Raw genomic sequence first — 16,004 nt, 5'->3', positions numbered from 1 at the left:
GGCGCGCCGCCCTACGCCGCCGCCTTCGCCTTTGCATCCAGAATCGCCTGCCACACCCGTTCCGGTGTCAGCGGCATGTCGATATGGGTGATGCCGTAATCCGACAGCGCGTCGATCACCGCGTTGACGATGCAGACGAGGCTGCCGGCGCAGCCGGCTTCGCCGCAGCCTTTGGTGCCCAGCGGATTGGATTTTGCCGGCGAGGGGTGGTCGCCGATCTCCATCGGCGGAATATCTTCGGCCCGCGGCAGCGCGTAATCCATGAATGAGCCCGTGATCGGCTGGCCGCTGGCATCGTAGCTGACCTGTTCCATCAGCGCCTGCCCGATGCCCTGCGCGACTCCGCCATGCAACTGGCCGGCGACGATCATCGGATTGACCACGGTACCGAAATCATTGACGGCGAAATAGCGGATGATCTTCACGACACCGGTTTCGGGATCGATTTCCACTTCCGCGACATGGCAGCCGTTGGGGAAGGTGGACGGCGTGTCCTTGGTGGCATGGTCGACGTCGAGCGACGGCGGCACGCCTTCGGGCATCTTGCCATCACGCAGGCGCTTCGCCAGATCCATGATGCCGATCGAGCGGTCGGTGCCCGCGATGGTGAAGCGGCCATTGGAAAATTCGATGTCGCCTTCGGACGCTTCCATCAGATGCGCGGCCGCCTGCTTGCCCTTTGCGATCACGAGCGCGGAGGCCTCCACGATCGCCTGGCCGGTCGCCGTGATCGAGCGCGAGCCGCCGGTGCCGTTGCCGAAGCGGACGAGATCGCTGTCGTTCTGCTCGATAGTGATTTTTTCGAAGGGAACGCCGAGCTGCGCCGACAGCACCTGGGCGAACGGCGTGGCGTGGCCCTGGCCGTAATCAAGCGTGCCGGTGGTCAGCTTCACTGAACCGTCCGGCTCGAAGGTGATCTTGCCGAGTTCGCCGCTCGGCGGCGCGGTGACTTCCAGATACGACCCAACGGCGATGCCGCGGAGCTTGCCGTTCTTCCTGCTCTCCTTCTTGCGCTTGGCAAAATTGGCGTGGTCGGAAATCTCCAGCGCCTTGTTGAAGACGCCTGCAAAGTCGCCGCTGTCATAGGTGACGCCAGAAGCCGCCGCGAACGGCAGTTGCGACGGCTTGATGAAGTTGCGCTTGCGCAGCGTCAGCCGGTTGATGCCCATCTCGTCGGCGGCGCGGTCGATCAGCCGCTCCATGTAGTAGTTCGCCTCGGGCCGGCCGGCACCGCGATAGGCGCCCATCAGCGTGGTGTTGGTCAAAACCGTCTTGATGTCGACGCCAAGCAGCGGCGTGCGGTAGACGCTGGCGAGGTTTTTGCCGGTGTTGAGCGACAGCGGCCCCGGCGCGACGCCGGTGATATAGGCGCCGAGATTGCCGTAACCGGAAAGGCGCACCGCCAGAAACTTGCCGTCGGCATCGAGCGCCAGTTCGGCGTGGATGAGCTGCGCGCGGCCGTGACTGTCGGAGAGGAAACTGGTCGAGCGCTCGTCGGTCCACTTCACTGGTCGGCCAAGCGCCTTCGCCGCGTGCAGAATGCAGGTATATTCGGGATAGCTGACGTTCTTCATGCCGAAGGAGCCGCCGACATTGGCGGTCAGGATCCGCACCTTGTCGTTCGGCACATTGAGGATTTTTGCCAGCGTCACCTTGTTGCCGGAAACGCCTTGCGTCGGCACCTGCAGCGTGAAGCGCTCCGCCGCCTTGTCGTAGGCTGCCAGCGCCACGCGCGGCTCCATCGACACCACGGCCACGCGGGTGTTGACGATGTCGAGCCTGGTCACATGGGCGGCGGCAGCGAACGCGGCGTCGATCTTGGCAGCATCGCCATAGTGATAATCGAGCGCGACATTGTTCGGGATGTGATCGTAAAGTTGCGGCGCGCCGGGCTTTGCGGCTTCCGCCGCGTTGGTCACGGCGGGCAGCGGCTCGATGTCGAGTTCTATGGCCTCCGCCGCATCGCGCGCCTGCGCCAGCGTTTCCGCGACCACGAACGCCACGGGGTCGCCGACGAAGCGCACCTTGTCGGTCGCCAGCGCCGGACGGTTGGTCTGCAACAGCGGCGAGCCATCCCGGCTCTTCAACGGCAGGCCGCAGGCGAAGGGCCCGTAGCCGGCGGCCTCGAGGTCCTTGCCGGTCCAGACGCCGAGCACCCCCGGCATCGCCATGGCGGCGGCCGTGTCGATCCCCCTGATGATTCCGTGGGCATGGCTGGAGCGCACCATCCAGCAATAGGCCTGGCCGGCCAGGGTGAAATCGTCGGTGTATTTGCCCCTGCCGCGCACCAGCGTGTCGTCTTCCTTGCGGCGCACCGGCTGCCCCACACCGTATTTTTGCAGTGCGATAGCGTTGTCCAGAGAGGGGGCCGACGTATGATCTTGCATCGAAAACACCTGAAATGCTTGGGATTCTCTTGGATTTCTGTTGGATTCTTGGTTCCGCGGGTTCCCGCTCAGATAACGTACCGTGTAATCCCGGACAACGCCTGATTGGGCATAGTCCTATGTGATGGGTTGTTGCGTAGCCCCTTGGCGCTGCTAAAGTTTCCGTGAACGGTGATTTTCTTCGGCGGCCCGGACGCGGCCTGCGGAAAGACAGTTTTGATGAACCACGATACGCGGCTGCGCGAAGCCCTTGAGGCCTGCGCCAGCCCGTCAGGGTCGGTTGCGGCGGCCACGGCAAACGGTGTCTATGCCGCGCTGGACCTTGGCACCAACAATTGCCGGCTATTGATCGCCAGCCCGACCGGCGACGGTTTTCGCGTGGTGGATTCGTTTTCACGGATCATCCGGCTTGGCGAGGGCATTTCCGCCACCGGTTCCATCAGCGAGGCGGCGATCGAGCGCGCCATCGCGGCGCTCAGCATCTGCAGCGACAAGATCCGCTACCGCAAGGCCAAACGGCTGCGGCTGATCGCAACCGAAGCCTGCCGGGCCGCCGCCAATGCCGACAGCTTTCGTGCCCGTGTCGCCAGCGAAACCGGCATCCGGCTCGAGGTGATCGATCGCGAGACCGAAGCAACCCTGGCCGTGATCGGCTGCTCCCCGTTACTTGATTCAAGGGGGCGGGGCGCGATCCTGTTCGACATCGGCGGCGGCTCGACCGAACTGGTGCGGATCGAGCGCGATCCGGACGAGCAGAACGCGGTGCCGCGCATCAAGGCGTGGATGTCGGTCCCGCTCGGCGTCGTCACGCTGGCCGAGCATTTCGGCGGACGTGACGTCACGGCGGAATCCTATGCGCGGATGGTGCGCGAAGTCGCGCACTATGTGGCGCCGTTTGCGGCCGAGCACGGCAACGATTTGCGCGACATGCATATGCTGGGCACCTCGGGCACCGTGACGACGCTTGCCGGCATCCATCTCAATCTGGCGCGCTACGACCGCCGGCGCATCGATGGCATCTGGATGAACGGTCCCGACGTCACGGCTGTGATTCAGCGGCTGCTCGGTATGAGCTATCAGGAGCGGGCCAACAATAACTGCATCAGCGTCGAGCGCGCCGATCTGGTGCTGGCCGGCTGCGCCATTCTCGACGCGATCCGCGACGCCTTCCCATTGCCTCGGCTCCGCGTCGCCGACCGCGGCCTGCGCGAGGGCATGCTGGTGGAGATGATGCGCGAGGACGGCGCGCTGCGGCCGTGCTGATGCGTAGGCTCCCGGCTATGCCCGAAAATGGGAAGAGCGGCCGAAGCCAGCCGCTCTTCCCTTAAAGCTGAGTCACAGGTCCGCGCTAGGCGGCGCGCCGCACCTCTTCCATATTCTGCTTAATCTGCTTTCCGGCATCGTCGGCCAATTTGAGCGACATATCGGCGATCCGCCGGCTGCTCTCCAGAACAGAACCCACGGTCTCACGGACCAGGTCCGTCTGAACGGCTGCAACCTCCTGAGGAGTTCGGCAGGCCCACAATTCATTCATGCGGTCCATGTTCGTCTCGACTTGATGCCGAACTAACTGCAGGTATTCCTGCGAAATGCCGCCCATCACTTTGGCAGCCGTTGTGCCGGTATATAGGATGGTTTGCGCGTTGCGGGCCGATCGTTCGGTTGCCTGTTGCACTCCGTCTCCTGACAGGCCGAGCGAGCGACCAAGTTGCTCCGTGGACCGCCCCATCATGGTCGTCGCCATATCCAGGCCGAAGCGCCAGGTGCTCTGTAACGTCTCGGCGTTTTGCTGGAATAGGGTAGCACCTGCCCGGACCACTTCCTCGCCGGCTTCAGCCGCAGCATGTCCGATTCGCGTTGTCTGCTCGGCTGCAGCTTGTCCAAAGCGGCTGGTCTGTTCGGCAGTCCTCTCGCCGGCGCGGCGGGCGGCGTCTTCCATGCCTTGGGTAGACTTTTCCTCTTGGCGTGGGTTGGCCATCTGAACTTCTCCGCTGATTGCAGGTTGATGACTCCCCCAGCTCCGACCCGAGCAACGCAATCGCTGTGCGACCGTTCCAAGCCTTCCGATCTTTTCTGCACACCTCGCTTGGTTCGCAACGACTGCTTACGAACGTCGGCAAACATGTCGCTCTTATGCCGCAGACTGGCTCTTCACCCGCCGCAATTCGGATCGCTAGGCACGGCACGAGGCTCAGCGAATGTCCACTGCCTAAGCATCTTAGGGGTCTCCTCCTTGTTCTGGTGATTGGGAATATAGTGTTCTCAGGTCACGGCCGAACGGAAAGAACCCACCGATCGGCAATTTCATCGACCTGCGATGGCGTGCGGCTGCATTGCCTCGAATGGGGTGACCCGGCAGCCCGGTGCGTCGTCCTGTTCCATGGCAACGGGGGGCTGGCGCTGAGACGGTGGGTCCGGCGATCTCATCATACTCGCTTCAATGCGTATCCACTTCCGTGCTACTGATTCCAGGCTCCGGGTCCGGGCTGGCATTTTCAAGACAAGTATCGATATGGCGAAAGACACTACCGGACGGCTGCACGTCACGGTCAAGAGCGCGGGCAAGCGCAAGCTGTCGTCAAAGCTCTGGCTGGAGCGGCAGCTCAACGATCCCTACGTGGCGAAGGCCAAGCGGGAGGGCTATCGCTCGCGGGCGGCCTACAAGCTGATCGAAATCGACGACAAGTATCGGTTTCTCAAGCCCGGCAACGCCGTGGTCGATCTCGGCGCTGCCCCCGGCGGCTGGAGCCAGATCGCGGCCAAGCGCGTCGGCGCGATCAATGGCAAGGGCAAAGTGGTCGCGATCGATCTGCTGGAAATGCCGGAAATTCCCGGCGTCGATTTCGCGCAGCTCGACTTTCTGGCCGAGGACGCACCCGAAAAGCTGATCGCAATGATGGGCGGTCGCGCCGATGTTGTGATGTCCGACATGGCGGCCAACACCACCGGCCACCGCAAGACCGATCAGCTCCGCATCATCGGCCTCGTCGAGACGGCCGCGGCCTTTGCCGCCGAGGTGCTCAATCCCGGCGGGACGTTCCTGGCAAAAGTCTTTCAAAGCGGCGCCGATGCCGAACTCGTCGGCCAATTGAAGCGCGACTTTTCCAGCGTGCGTCACGTCAAGCCGGCCTCGAGCCGGCAGGATTCCTCGGAGCGCTACGTGCTGGCGACGGGATTTCGAGGGCACCGCAACTAGAGCGTTTTCCAGCGAAGTGGACACCGGTTCGCGTCAAGAAAACGCGTCAAAACAAAAATCTAGAGCCCGGTTCTGATCAGAACCGGGCTCCTGCAACCTGGACGGCGCGAGGACTGGACAGCGTCTCCAACGGTTGCAGTCCTGGGCGGGATCACGCGTCGAATCCCTGGAACTTTCTCCCGTAGCGGCGTATTTCAGTACTCAGTATTTGTATTTCAGTACTCAGGCGCGGTCTGTTTGTCGCATGCAGCCCCAACGCCGGGAATTTTCTGCAAGCGAGCCGCGCCTCCGTCTGGGAAGGAGTATTCCCGTGATGGAGCAGAGGGCCAGAGTTGGCAATCGATTGTTAGCTGCGTTGCCGCCGGCAGACCTCGATTTGCTTGTGCGTCATTTCCGACTGGTTACCCTCGAGCGTGACGCCGTGCTGGTGCGGTCGGGCGATCCAATAGAGCGGATTCATTTCCCGCTTAGCGGCCTGATCGCTTTCGTGATGGATATGCCGAGCGGACAAACCGTTGCGACCGCCGTCGTTGGCAATGAAGGAGCCGTGGGCATCCTGACGACGCTGGGGCCTTACCGCTCTCCGTTGACGGCGGTGGTGCGGGTGGCGGGGACCGCGCTGCAGATTTCGCCGGCACAGTTTCAGGCGGCGCTTGAACGCAGCAATGCCTTGAGGGGAACGGTTCAAATCCACACCAGGGCGCTAATGGCCCAATTCCAGCACGTCGCAGCCTGCAATGCGCTGCACTCGGTGACGGCCCGCCTGGCAAGATGGTTGCTGCAAATCCGCGATCGTGCCCACGACGACATCCTGCCGTTGACGCAACAGACGCTTTCGGAATTGCTCGGTGTGCGCCGCCCGACGGTGACGCATGTCGTATGCAAGCTGCGCGAGTCGGGCGGAATCCGATCCAATCGGCGGGGCTCGATCGAGATTGACAGGCCGGGGCTCGAAGCGGCGACATGCGAGTGCTACCAGCTAATGCGCCGTAGAATCGATCGCATCGTCCTGACGGAAGACATGAAAGTGCCGCCGCTTGGCGCCGAAGCTTCCCTGTCTGCCAATGCGGACGAAGTGCGGCAGCGCACTCCGACGCGGGGAGCGACCGGCCAACGGCCAAGGGGTCATTGAGAGGTCATTGACCGGATTGCTGGGCCTCAACGGTCGACGGGTGCAGGATAGTCGGCGAGGCGCGGAAACGGGAAAATCCGGCATTTGGGCGTGAAAGCGCGCCGTGAGTTACCCCAGCCGCTGGTCCCGCGCGTCCTCGGTGCCTTCGCTGGCGGCCTTCTTGGTCGCTGCCTTTTCCGCACCCTTGCGGCTGGAGATCTCGACGACCTTGCGCCCTGAAATCTCGTGGCCGGCATCGTCGGGCATCTGCCAGAAGAAGTATGCCGACGCCGCCGAGATGATCGCAACCACGAGGAACGCGGGCGGGAATACGCCGGCACTCAGCTCCGTGATATGCTGGTACAGCATGGTCGATTCCACCGAGAACGCGCCCACGGCGACGCCTGCCGATATCGCCAATTGCTGGTTGACGCTGACGAGCGTGGTGGCTCGGCTCATCTGCGCCGGCTCGACCTCGGCATAGGCGACGGTGTTGATCGCGGTGAACTGCAGCGAGCGGAAGAAGCCGCCGACCACGAGGATGATGAAGATCAGCAACAGCGGCGTCGTCACCGTGAACAATGCGCAGGCGGCGAGAAAGACCGCGCTGATGACGGCGTTGACCGTCATCATGTAGCGGAAGCCGAACGCACGGATGATGCGTGCGGCCAGCGTCTTCATCCCCATGGCGCCGACGGCCGAGGCAAACGTCACCAGGCCGGACTGGAATGGCGTCAGCCCAAAACCTTCCTGCATCAACAGCGGCAGCAGGAACGGCAGCGCGCCGATGCCAAGCCGGAACAGGAAGCCGCCGATAATGCTGGCGCGCATGGTGGACAGTCGCAGCAGCGAGAAATCCAGCACCGGCGAGCCGGTTCGTTTCGCGTGCATGACATAGAGCGTCATCGAGATGGTGCCGATCGCGACCAGGCCGGCGATAATCGGCCAGGGCAACAGATTGAGACCCGCGACCGAGAGACCGAAGGCGATGCCGGCTAGCCCAATCCCGGCCAGCACCAGCCCATAGAGATCGAAGCGCTCGGGATCCTCGCTCTTGATCGGGTCGATGTATTTCATCGCCATGAAGATGCCGAGCAGCCCGATCGGAATGTTGATCAGAAAAATCCAGTGCCAGGAGAAGTAGGTGGTAATGAAGCCGCCGAGCGGCGGGCCGATCACCGGCCCGACCAGCGCCGGCACCGTCACCCATGTCATCGCATTGACCAGCGCGCTCTTGTCGATCGAGCGCAACAGCACCAGCCGCCCGACCGGCGTCATCATCGCCCCGCCCATGCCCTGCAGGATGCGGGCGATGACGAAATGGGTGACGTTCTGCGACAGCGCGCACCCGATCGACCCGATCATGAACACCCCAATGGCGATCGAGAACACCATGCGCGCACCGAAACGATCGGCGGTCCAGCCGCTGGCCGGAATGAACACCGCGAGCGAGAGCAAATAGGACGTGATCGCCAGCTTCAGCGTCAGCGGGCTGGTGCCGATGTCAGCCGCGATCGCCGGCAGCGAGGTCGCAATCACCGTCGAGTCCATGTTCTCCATGAACAGCGCGGTGGCGACGATCAGCGGGATCAGGCGTTGCTTGTCCATCGGGATAGGGGGATTGAAGAAAGAGGCAGGCGAGGGCGCTGTATCACCCCACTGTCACACAAGCCATTGCGAAACCGGGCATACCAGCTAACTCCTGCGTGACATCCTCGCCGGTCGACACGCAATGCGGCAATTGGGGGCGCGGCCGTAGGCCGTGTATCGCATTATGCGAAATTGCTTGATTGTTGTATCGCGTTATGCGATACATGGGATGTGAAAGAGATTGAGTTTACCTCTGCCGCCGTTCGCCAATGGCGTAAACTCACCGCCACTACGCGCGCGCAGATTGATCTCAAGCTAAAAACGTTCGCGGAAACGGGTATCGGTGACGTGAAGGCGCTCAAGGGGGTGTCGGGCCTGCGGCTGCGGTCTGGTGACTGGCGCGTCTTGTTCACGATCGAGGGCAATACCATCACGATTCACGCCGTCGGGCACCGCCGCGATATTTACGAGTGAGGACACTATGGCAAAGGCCGGTACCGTAAAAGGCAACGTCCAGTTCATTCATACGCCGGGCGGCGACGATCTCGCGGTGCTGCCGCGTAGCGAATATGATCGGTTGGTCACTTTAGCCGCTGAGGCTCAGGAGGATGCCGCCGCGGGCCGGGTCGTCCGCAATTCCGTGCGTGCGCTCCGGGAAGGGCGGGAAGTTGTACTGCCCAAAGCTGTCGCCGATCGACTCGCAAATGGCGAGAACGCCGTACGCGTCCTCCGTGAGTGGCGCGACATGATTCAAGGTGAGTTGGCGGTGGCGGTCGGGATCAGTCAGAACTACCTCTCCGAAATCGAAACCGGCCGGCGCAAAGGACCCGCTGAATTGCAGAAAAAGTTCGCTCGCGCGCTTGGTGTGCCGATAGACCTTCTGATCGATTAGAACGGCGTTGGTGCAGGTCGTCGGTTCTCTGCCCGGGTTCAGCTATTGTTCCTGGCGGACTACCACCTAAATCCTGCGTGACGCTGGTATGCACCGCGCCAGTCGCTGGAGGTCATGATGATCTACGTTCTCGCCGCGCTGTTGCCGCCGCTCGGGCTGCTCCTGAACGGGCAGCCGTTTTCGGCGATCTTCAACCTGGTCCTGATCGTGTTTTGCCTGGTTTTCGGGCTGATCTTCCACGTCCTGTTCCTGGTGCCGTCGGCGCATGCGCTGATCGCGGTTCACATGAAGCGGGAGGACCGCCGGCACCGCGAGATGGTGGAGGCGATCCGCCAGCACGGGCCGCCGCCGGGCTATCGGCCGTAAGGCCTTGCCGTAAGCTCTTCCCCTAAGCCCTTGGGATTGCGGCGTTTCCCGAAAAGTCTGTGCATAGCCGTCAAACGCTTTGATTCGGCGTGCTGCCATGCTATCGACCACCGTCAACCCCACCGATGGGCTTCGATTCGACGGCGATGCCGGTAGCATCGCCGAAGGCGGCGTTCATCCATAGAACTGATCGCGGCGGCGAGCCGCCGAAAGGAGTTGGCAATGGCGCAGGGCCTTCAGGGTATCCGTGAAGCCTTCACGTTCGACGATGTGCTTCTGAAACCCGGTCTCTCGGATATCTTGCCCTCGGAGGCTGATATCCGCTCCTACGTGACCCGCGCGATTCCGCTGAACATTCCGATTATCGCGTCGGCGATGGACACGGTCACCGAAGCGCGCATGGCGATCGCGATGGCGCAATCCGGCGGCGTCGGCGTCATCCACCGCAACTTCGATCCGGAAGGGCAGGCTGCCCAGGTGCGGCAGGTCAAGAAGTATGAATCCGGAATGGTGGTCAATCCGCTGACCATCGGTCCCGATGCGATGCTGTCGGACGCGCTGGCGCTGATGAAGGACCACGGCTTTTCCGGCATTCCCGTCGTCACCGGCGCCGGCAAGAATTCGCCCGGCAAGCTGATCGGCATTCTCACCAACCGCGACGTCCGCTTTGCGACCAATCCCAAGCAAAAGGTCTCGGAGCTGATGACGCATGAGAACCTCGTCACGGTTCGCGAAGACGTCAGCCAGGACGAGGCGAAGCGGATGCTGCACACGCACCGCATCGAGAAATTGCTCGTTGTCGACGACCAGTACCGCTGCGTCGGGCTGATCACCGTCAAGGACATGGAAAAGGCGGTTGCGCATCCGCTCGCCTGCAAGGACGAGCATGGCCGCCTGCGTGTGGCTGCCGCGACCACGGTCGGCGAGGGTGGCTTTGAGCGCACCGAGCGGCTGATCGATGCCGGCGTCGACCTGATCGTGGTCGACACCGCACACGGCCATTCCTCGCGGGTGCTCGACGCGGTCAATCGCATCAAACGGCTTTCCAACGCGGTGCAGGTGATTGCCGGCAACATCGCAACGAAAGAGGGCGCGCAGGCGCTGATCGACGCGGGCGCCGACGCGATCAAGGTCGGTATTGGCCCGGGCTCGATCTGCACCACACGCATCGTCGCCGGCGTCGGCGTGCCGCAGCTCACCGCGATCATGGATGCGGTGGAAGCGGCGAAGAAGGCCGACGTGCCCGTGATTGCCGATGGCGGCATCAAATATTCCGGCGATCTGGCCAAAGCGCTTGCCGCGGGTGCCGACATCGCCATGGTCGGTTCGCTGCTCGCCGGCACCGACGAGACGCCCGGTGAAGTGTTTCTGTGGCAGGGGCGCTCCTACAAGGCCTATCGCGGCATGGGGTCGGTCGGTGCGATGGCGCGCGGCTCGGCCGACCGCTATTTCCAGCAGGACATCAAGGACACGCTGAAACTCGTGCCCGAAGGCATCGAGGGCCAGGTGCCCTACAAAGGCCCGGTCGCCAACGTCATGCACCAGCTCGCCGGCGGCCTGCGCGCCGCGATGGGCTATGTCGGCGCACGCAACCTTGCCGAATTCCACGCCAAGGCTCAGTTCGTCCGCATCACCGGCGCGGGCCTGCGCGAAAGCCACGTCCACGACGTGACGATCACGCGGGAGAGCCCGAATTATCCGGGCGGGGCGTAGTTTCGACACGCGCCGTCATTCCGGGGCGATGCGCAGCATCGAACCCGGAATCTCGAGATTCTCAGGTGCGCAATTGCGCACCATAGTTCGCTTCGCGCCCCGGAATGACGGTCTTTGCTTGACGAAGATGGATTGCTTCGCTTCGCTCGCAATTGTGCAAGTTCACTAATTCGCTGATTGGATCGCTCCTCTGGAGGACGATCCGATGCGCGATAACAGCTATGACCGGACGATTGAACGCAATTACCTGCAGAAGTGGCGGTTTCTGATCCCGGAATATGAGGCGGTCAAGGCGGGCCGATCGGCGGTGTTCAAGAGTGTTGGGGATTTCTACCGCCATCACGGAACCTGTTCGCAGACCTTCCGCAAGTATTACAACCGCTATCTGCAGAGCGGCGATGGAGCCGACCTGTTGCCGCGTCGTCGTGGGCCCAAATGGCGGGAACGGCGCGAGCCGAACGGGATCGAGGCCGAGATCATCGCTCAGCGCCAACGGGGGATGAACCGCTACGAGATCCATGCCGTCTTGCGTGAGCAGCGCGCCACAGTACCTTCGCCATCGACCATCTACCGGGTGCTGAAGCGCCATCAACTGAACCGCCGCACGCCGGCGATGCGCGAGGAGAAACGCCGCATTATCAAGGACAAGCTCGGGGAGCTCGGCCACGTCGATCTGCATCAATTGCCGCGCGACATGTTCCTCGCGCCACCCCCTGTCACGCCCTACATCATCTGCCTGATCGACAGCTGCTCGCGCCTGGCCTGGGCCGAGGTGCTGACCTCCAAGAAGGCGCTTCCGGTGATGTTCAAGACGCTGAAGATGATCAATACTCTCAACGTCACTTACGGACTGATCTTCGCCGAGATTCTGTCCGACAACGGGGCCGAGTTCGCCTCCCGCAACACCCCTCAGGAGCATCCCTTCGAGGCCATGCTGCTCGAACTCGGCATCAAGCATCGCTACACCAGGCCCTACCGGCCGCAAACCAATGGCAAGGTCGAGCGCTTCTGGCGAACCCTCGAAGAGGACGTCATCGAGGGCGCAACCTTCGACAATCTCGACCACTTCGCCAAAGAGCTGTTCGAGTACCTGATCTACTACAATAACCACAGGCCTCATCAGGCCCTTGCAGGGCTGACCCCGAAGGCCTTTGCAGCCACCAAGACCACCGCGATCCAATCAGCGAATTAGTGAACATCGACAGCAATGACGAAGAACAAAGACCGGAGGAACATCCATGTCCCAAGCCAAACGCATCGTTCTCGCCTCGCGCCCCGTCGGCGAACCAAAACCCTCCGACTTCCGCCTCGAGGATTGCCCCATCCCCACGCCGGGCGCCGGCGAGGTGCTCCTTCGCACAATCTGGCTGTCGCTCGATCCCTACATGCGCGGGCGCATGAGTGAGGGGCCGTCCTACGCCCAGCCGGTGCCGATCGGCGGCGTGATGGAAGCAGGCACTGTCAGCGAGGTGATCGCTTCGAACAATCCCGGCTTCGCCAAGGGCGACATCGTGCTGTCGCGCGCGGGCTGGCAGACGCATGCGGTCTCCGACGGCAAGGGTCTTGCAAAAATCGATCCGAAAATCGCGCCGATATCGACCGCGGTCGGCGTACTCGGCATGCCCGGCATGACGGCGTATACGGGCCTGCTCGACATCGGCAAGCCGCAAGCGGGCGAGACCGTCGTCGTCGCGGCCGCTTCCGGCGCGGTCGGCTCGGCGGTCGGCCAGATCGCGAAGATCAAGGGCGCCCGCGCGGTCGGCATTGCCGGCGGCAAGGACAAATGCGCTTACGTCAAGAATGAACTCGGCTTCGACGATTGCCTCGATCACCGCGATCCTGATCTCGCGGCCAAGCTGAAGGATGCCTGCCCAAAAGGCATCGACGTCTATTTCGAAAACGTCGGCGGGGCGGTGTTCGAAGCCGTGTTCCCGCTGCTCAATGCGTTTGCGCGCATTCCGGTCTGTGGCCTGATCGCGCATTACAATGACACGCAGGCGGTGGCGCCGAAATGGGCGCCGTCCCTGATGCGCGCGGTATTGACCAAGCGGCTCACCATCCGCGGCTTCATCGTCAGCGATTTCGCCGCGCGTCACGGCGACTTCCTGCGCGACATGTCGGCGTGGGTGCGCGAGGGCAAGGTCAAGCACAAGGAGTTCGTCACCGAAGGCCTCGAGAGCGCGCCGACCGCGTTCATGGGACTTCTGAAGGGCGCCAATTTCGGCAAGCAGTTGGTGCGCGTCGGGCCGGACAGGATTTGAAGCCGGCGCGCGCGCCCCGAGTTCTGGGGAACCCTCAACGAGGAAGCTCACGCCTACTTGAGGTGGCGGAACGTCCCTTCGAAACTGTCGTTGGCCCTGACATCTAATGGAGAAGCCAAATGACGATCTGCAAGAAACTATCGCTCGGCCTGGTTGCCGCCACGATGCTGGCCACTCCTGCGATGGCTCAGGCGGTTTATCAGGAACCCGGCATGATCGGGTTTAACTATCCGAACTCCGCTTACACGACGGGAGGTTACGGTGTCACTGTGACGCCCGGACCCGGCTACTACGGTAACCGGTTTCAGCCGGCCCCACGCGTAGGTGCCTTTGCGACAGCACCGTGGACCGATGGTGGCTCCTACTACGGCTACGTTGAGCGGGAATACTGAGCTGCTCTAGGGTTTCCTGCCAATCAGTGAATCCAGATCAACATCGGTTTGTCCCGGTGCCTTGACGTGCCGGACTTCAAGGGCGTCGGGCTGGAAACGATACTCTACCAGCCCGACTTCCTTGACACCGATCACTTCCTGCATCCGATCGGGAATAATGAAGCCGGCGGAGGGCGCCCAGACATGGCGGGTGTGGCCAAAGGTAAAGTCGCGCCGCTGATGAACGTGGCCTGAGGCGACCAGCCGCAGATCGACCGAGGAAAACATCTCGATCAAACTCCTGCGCCGGGGCTGCGGCACATAGCGGATTGCCGTTCCCGCCGTCTCGGGATCATCAGGCGTGTGCAGGTAAAGCGGCTTGTGCAGGAACAGCGCAACCGGCCTGCCATTGATGCGCCCAAGCTCCGACGCCAGCCAGCCGAACTGCTCGGCCTCGCTCTCGATTCCCGTGTTCATGATCAGCGAATTCAGGCCGATAAAGCTCCAGCCGGCCGCATCGAAGCGCCAGCGGTCTTCGCCGATCACGGACAGATAATTCTGCCGCTCTTTCTCGGTCGCCGGCGGCTTCGGCGGGGCGCCGACGGCCGTCGGGTTGTCGCCGACGTCGTGATTGCCAGGCAGATGCCGGCACGGCACCGGCAGCGCGTCGTGCAGTTCCTTCGCGAAGCTGAGATCATCCGGGCTGGTCGGCGCGTCGAAGGCGAGATCGCCGGTGTTGATGACGAGATCGGGACGTGTCGCGTCGATATGCTCGCTGACGCGGTGAAAATTGTCGGTGAGTTCTTGCAGACGGCGGGCGAGGTGGGTATCGGAAATTTGTGTCAGGCGAAATTCGGACATGCAGTAATCCTTTTGGACGGATTATCGCCGCGTCTGGAGTCAGAACGATGACGATATCTTAAGTCGCCGTCGCCGCCCCACTTTCCATTGTCGTACCCCGCCACCGGGTCTCGCCTTCGGCGAGCCCGATGACAGGCTCCGGCGGGGTACCCAGTACGCCGCGGCCCATCAGTTCAATCATTGCTGTCTCTGGAATACTGGATCACCCGCTTTCGCGGGTGATGGCAGTTTTCGGGATGGCAGCGATTCTCACCCCAACGTCCGTCGCCAAAACGCCAGCATGTCCTCCCGAAACAATTCGGCATCGCCGTCGCGGCTTCCAATCTTCGCGCCCTTGCGGCCATAGCCGGCTTTCAGCGCATAGATCATCAGGTCGCGGTCGGTGAGCTTGCTCTCCGCGACGCCCTGAAGCGGATGGATGAAGGCGCCGTCATTGGCGATATAGGCCGTCGGCGCGGCGGGGGAGACGGACGCGTCAGCGACGTTTTCGATTCCGGTGCCGCGGTCAAAACTGTGCTGCGCGCCGCCGATCAACAGCATCGTCGCCTTGCCGCCGGAGAGGCGGATGGCCTGGCAATGGCCCTGCACCTGCATCGGCGAGCACCATTCATCGGCATCGCCCATGATGACGCGGATTTCGGTTTCGTCGACGGACGGATCGAGGAACTGATGACCGCTCCAGGGATAGGCGGCCAGCACGCTTCGAAAACCGGCGCCGGCGCCGACCACCGCATCGGCAAAGCGGCGCGTCGCAGCCGTCAGCACGGCCGAGCCGCCGCGGCTGTGGCCCTGCGCGCCGATCCGGGATGCGTCGATCTCCGGATGGGCTGACAGCACCATCCAGGCCGCCAGCACGTCATAGGCGCTGGCGGCAAAGGAGAATTGGGTCTGGTTGGCGACGGTGGAGGTCACATTGCGCGCGCCGAAACTGTCGAGGACAAACGCCGCAAAGCCGTCACCGACCACCGTTTCGGCATGCGCCAGGTGCGAGGCCGCAACGCCGAGGCTGCCCGGCACCACCATCACCAGCGGAAGCTTTCCATTGCGTTTGCGATGATCCGAGGCCGGCAGGAACAGCTTGCCGTCGATCACAAGTCTGGGCAGCTCGGCTGCATTGCTGATGACGTGGAAGTAGTTGACCGGATTGGCGGTGAGAATGTCGAAATTCTGCCCTTTGGCGCCGCTGGCGAAGACAATGTCCTGATCGCGAAATCGCAAAGTTGCACTCCTCCCGCGGCCGCTCTTTTTCGGCGACC

Annotated in this window: 15 protein-coding genes; 10 read left to right on the top strand and 5 right to left on the bottom strand. The window is 62.7% G+C overall.

Annotated features, from left to right (window positions below; translation table 11 throughout):
- Positions 1-11: 11 nt before the first annotated feature.
- Complete coding sequence (locus V1277_RS00140; protein WP_334414533.1) at positions 12-2,387, bottom strand: xanthine dehydrogenase family protein molybdopterin-binding subunit; 2,376 nt, start codon at positions 2,385-2,387, stop codon at positions 12-14.
- A gap of 219 nt (positions 2,388-2,606) precedes the next feature.
- On the opposite strand from V1277_RS00140, the gene V1277_RS00135 reads away from it, so the two are divergent.
- Positions 2,607-3,650: a Ppx/GppA phosphatase family protein gene (locus V1277_RS00135; RefSeq protein WP_334414532.1), complete on the top strand. Its 1,044-nt coding sequence runs from the start codon at positions 2,607-2,609 to the stop codon at positions 3,648-3,650.
- Positions 3,651-3,735: 85 nt separating this feature from the next.
- Here V1277_RS00135 and V1277_RS00130 read toward each other — a convergent pair whose 3' ends face one another.
- Positions 3,736-4,365, bottom strand: coding sequence for a phasin family protein (locus tag V1277_RS00130; protein WP_334414531.1), 630 nt, complete (start codon positions 4,363-4,365; stop codon positions 3,736-3,738).
- Between the two features lie 534 nt (positions 4,366-4,899).
- Here V1277_RS00130 and V1277_RS00125 point away from each other — a divergent pair.
- Together V1277_RS00125 and V1277_RS00120 are read left to right on the top strand one after the other, a co-directional pair.
- A complete protein-coding gene (locus V1277_RS00125) occupies positions 4,900-5,583 on the top strand; it encodes an RlmE family RNA methyltransferase (RefSeq protein WP_334414529.1) in 684 nt (227 codons plus the stop codon).
- 133 nt (positions 5,584-5,716) lie between these two features.
- Positions 5,717-6,715 carry a Crp/Fnr family transcriptional regulator gene (locus V1277_RS00120; protein ID WP_334414528.1) on the top strand — a complete coding sequence of 333 codons (999 nt, stop codon included), beginning with the start codon at positions 5,717-5,719 and terminating at the stop codon, positions 6,713-6,715.
- A 108-nt stretch (positions 6,716-6,823) separates the two neighbouring features.
- On the opposite strand, the gene V1277_RS00115 is transcribed toward V1277_RS00120, so the two are convergent.
- Positions 6,824-8,302, bottom strand: coding sequence for a DHA2 family efflux MFS transporter permease subunit (locus tag V1277_RS00115; protein ID WP_334414527.1), 1,479 nt, complete (start codon positions 8,300-8,302; stop codon positions 6,824-6,826).
- A gap of 213 nt (positions 8,303-8,515) precedes the next feature.
- On the opposite strand from V1277_RS00115, the gene V1277_RS00110 reads away from it, so the two are divergent.
- From V1277_RS00110 to V1277_RS00080, 7 genes are all read left to right on the top strand, one after another.
- The gene (locus V1277_RS00110) at positions 8,516-8,758 is read left to right on the top strand and encodes a type II toxin-antitoxin system RelE family toxin (RefSeq protein WP_334414526.1); all 243 of its coding nucleotides are present in this window, start codon (positions 8,516-8,518) and stop codon (positions 8,756-8,758) included.
- A gap of 7 nt (positions 8,759-8,765) precedes the next feature.
- A complete protein-coding gene (locus tag V1277_RS00105) occupies positions 8,766-9,176 on the top strand; it encodes a helix-turn-helix transcriptional regulator (protein ID WP_334414525.1) in 411 nt (136 codons plus the stop codon).
- Positions 9,177-9,293: 117 nt separating this feature from the next.
- Positions 9,294-9,542, top strand: coding sequence for a hypothetical protein (locus V1277_RS00100; protein ID WP_334414524.1), 249 nt, complete (start codon positions 9,294-9,296; stop codon positions 9,540-9,542).
- Positions 9,543-9,764: 222 nt separating this feature from the next.
- Positions 9,765-11,255, top strand: coding sequence for an IMP dehydrogenase (gene guaB, locus V1277_RS00095; RefSeq protein WP_334375938.1), 1,491 nt, complete (start codon positions 9,765-9,767; stop codon positions 11,253-11,255).
- 205 nt (positions 11,256-11,460) lie between these two features.
- Positions 11,461-12,447, top strand: coding sequence for an integrase core domain-containing protein (locus V1277_RS00090; protein ID WP_334414523.1), 987 nt, complete (start codon positions 11,461-11,463; stop codon positions 12,445-12,447).
- Positions 12,448-12,493: 46 nt separating this feature from the next.
- Positions 12,494-13,516, top strand: coding sequence for an NADP-dependent oxidoreductase (locus V1277_RS00085; RefSeq protein ID WP_334414522.1), 1,023 nt, complete (start codon positions 12,494-12,496; stop codon positions 13,514-13,516).
- Between the two features lie 119 nt (positions 13,517-13,635).
- The gene (locus V1277_RS00080; protein WP_334414521.1) at positions 13,636-13,908 is read left to right on the top strand and encodes a hypothetical protein; all 273 of its coding nucleotides are present in this window, start codon (positions 13,636-13,638) and stop codon (positions 13,906-13,908) included.
- Between the two features lie 6 nt (positions 13,909-13,914).
- Here V1277_RS00080 and V1277_RS00075 read toward each other — a convergent pair whose 3' ends face one another.
- Both V1277_RS00075 and V1277_RS00070 read right to left on the bottom strand, forming a co-directional pair.
- Positions 13,915-14,748 (bottom strand): metallophosphoesterase family protein, encoded by an 834-nt coding sequence (locus tag V1277_RS00075; RefSeq protein ID WP_334414520.1) that lies wholly within the window; start codon positions 14,746-14,748, stop codon positions 13,915-13,917.
- A 249-nt stretch (positions 14,749-14,997) separates the two neighbouring features.
- Positions 14,998-15,966 carry a dienelactone hydrolase family protein gene (locus tag V1277_RS00070; protein ID WP_334414519.1) on the bottom strand — a complete coding sequence of 323 codons (969 nt, stop codon included), beginning with the start codon at positions 15,964-15,966 and terminating at the stop codon, positions 14,998-15,000.
- Between the last annotated feature and the right edge of the window lie 38 nt (positions 15,967-16,004).

Origin of the sequence: Bradyrhizobium sp. AZCC 1588, from assembly GCF_036924735.1 — a bacterium.
GTDB lineage: Bacteria > Pseudomonadota > Alphaproteobacteria > Rhizobiales > Xanthobacteraceae > Bradyrhizobium.
Note: the sequence above shows the minus strand (reverse complement) of the source record. Positions and strands in the feature narration are given on the sequence as shown.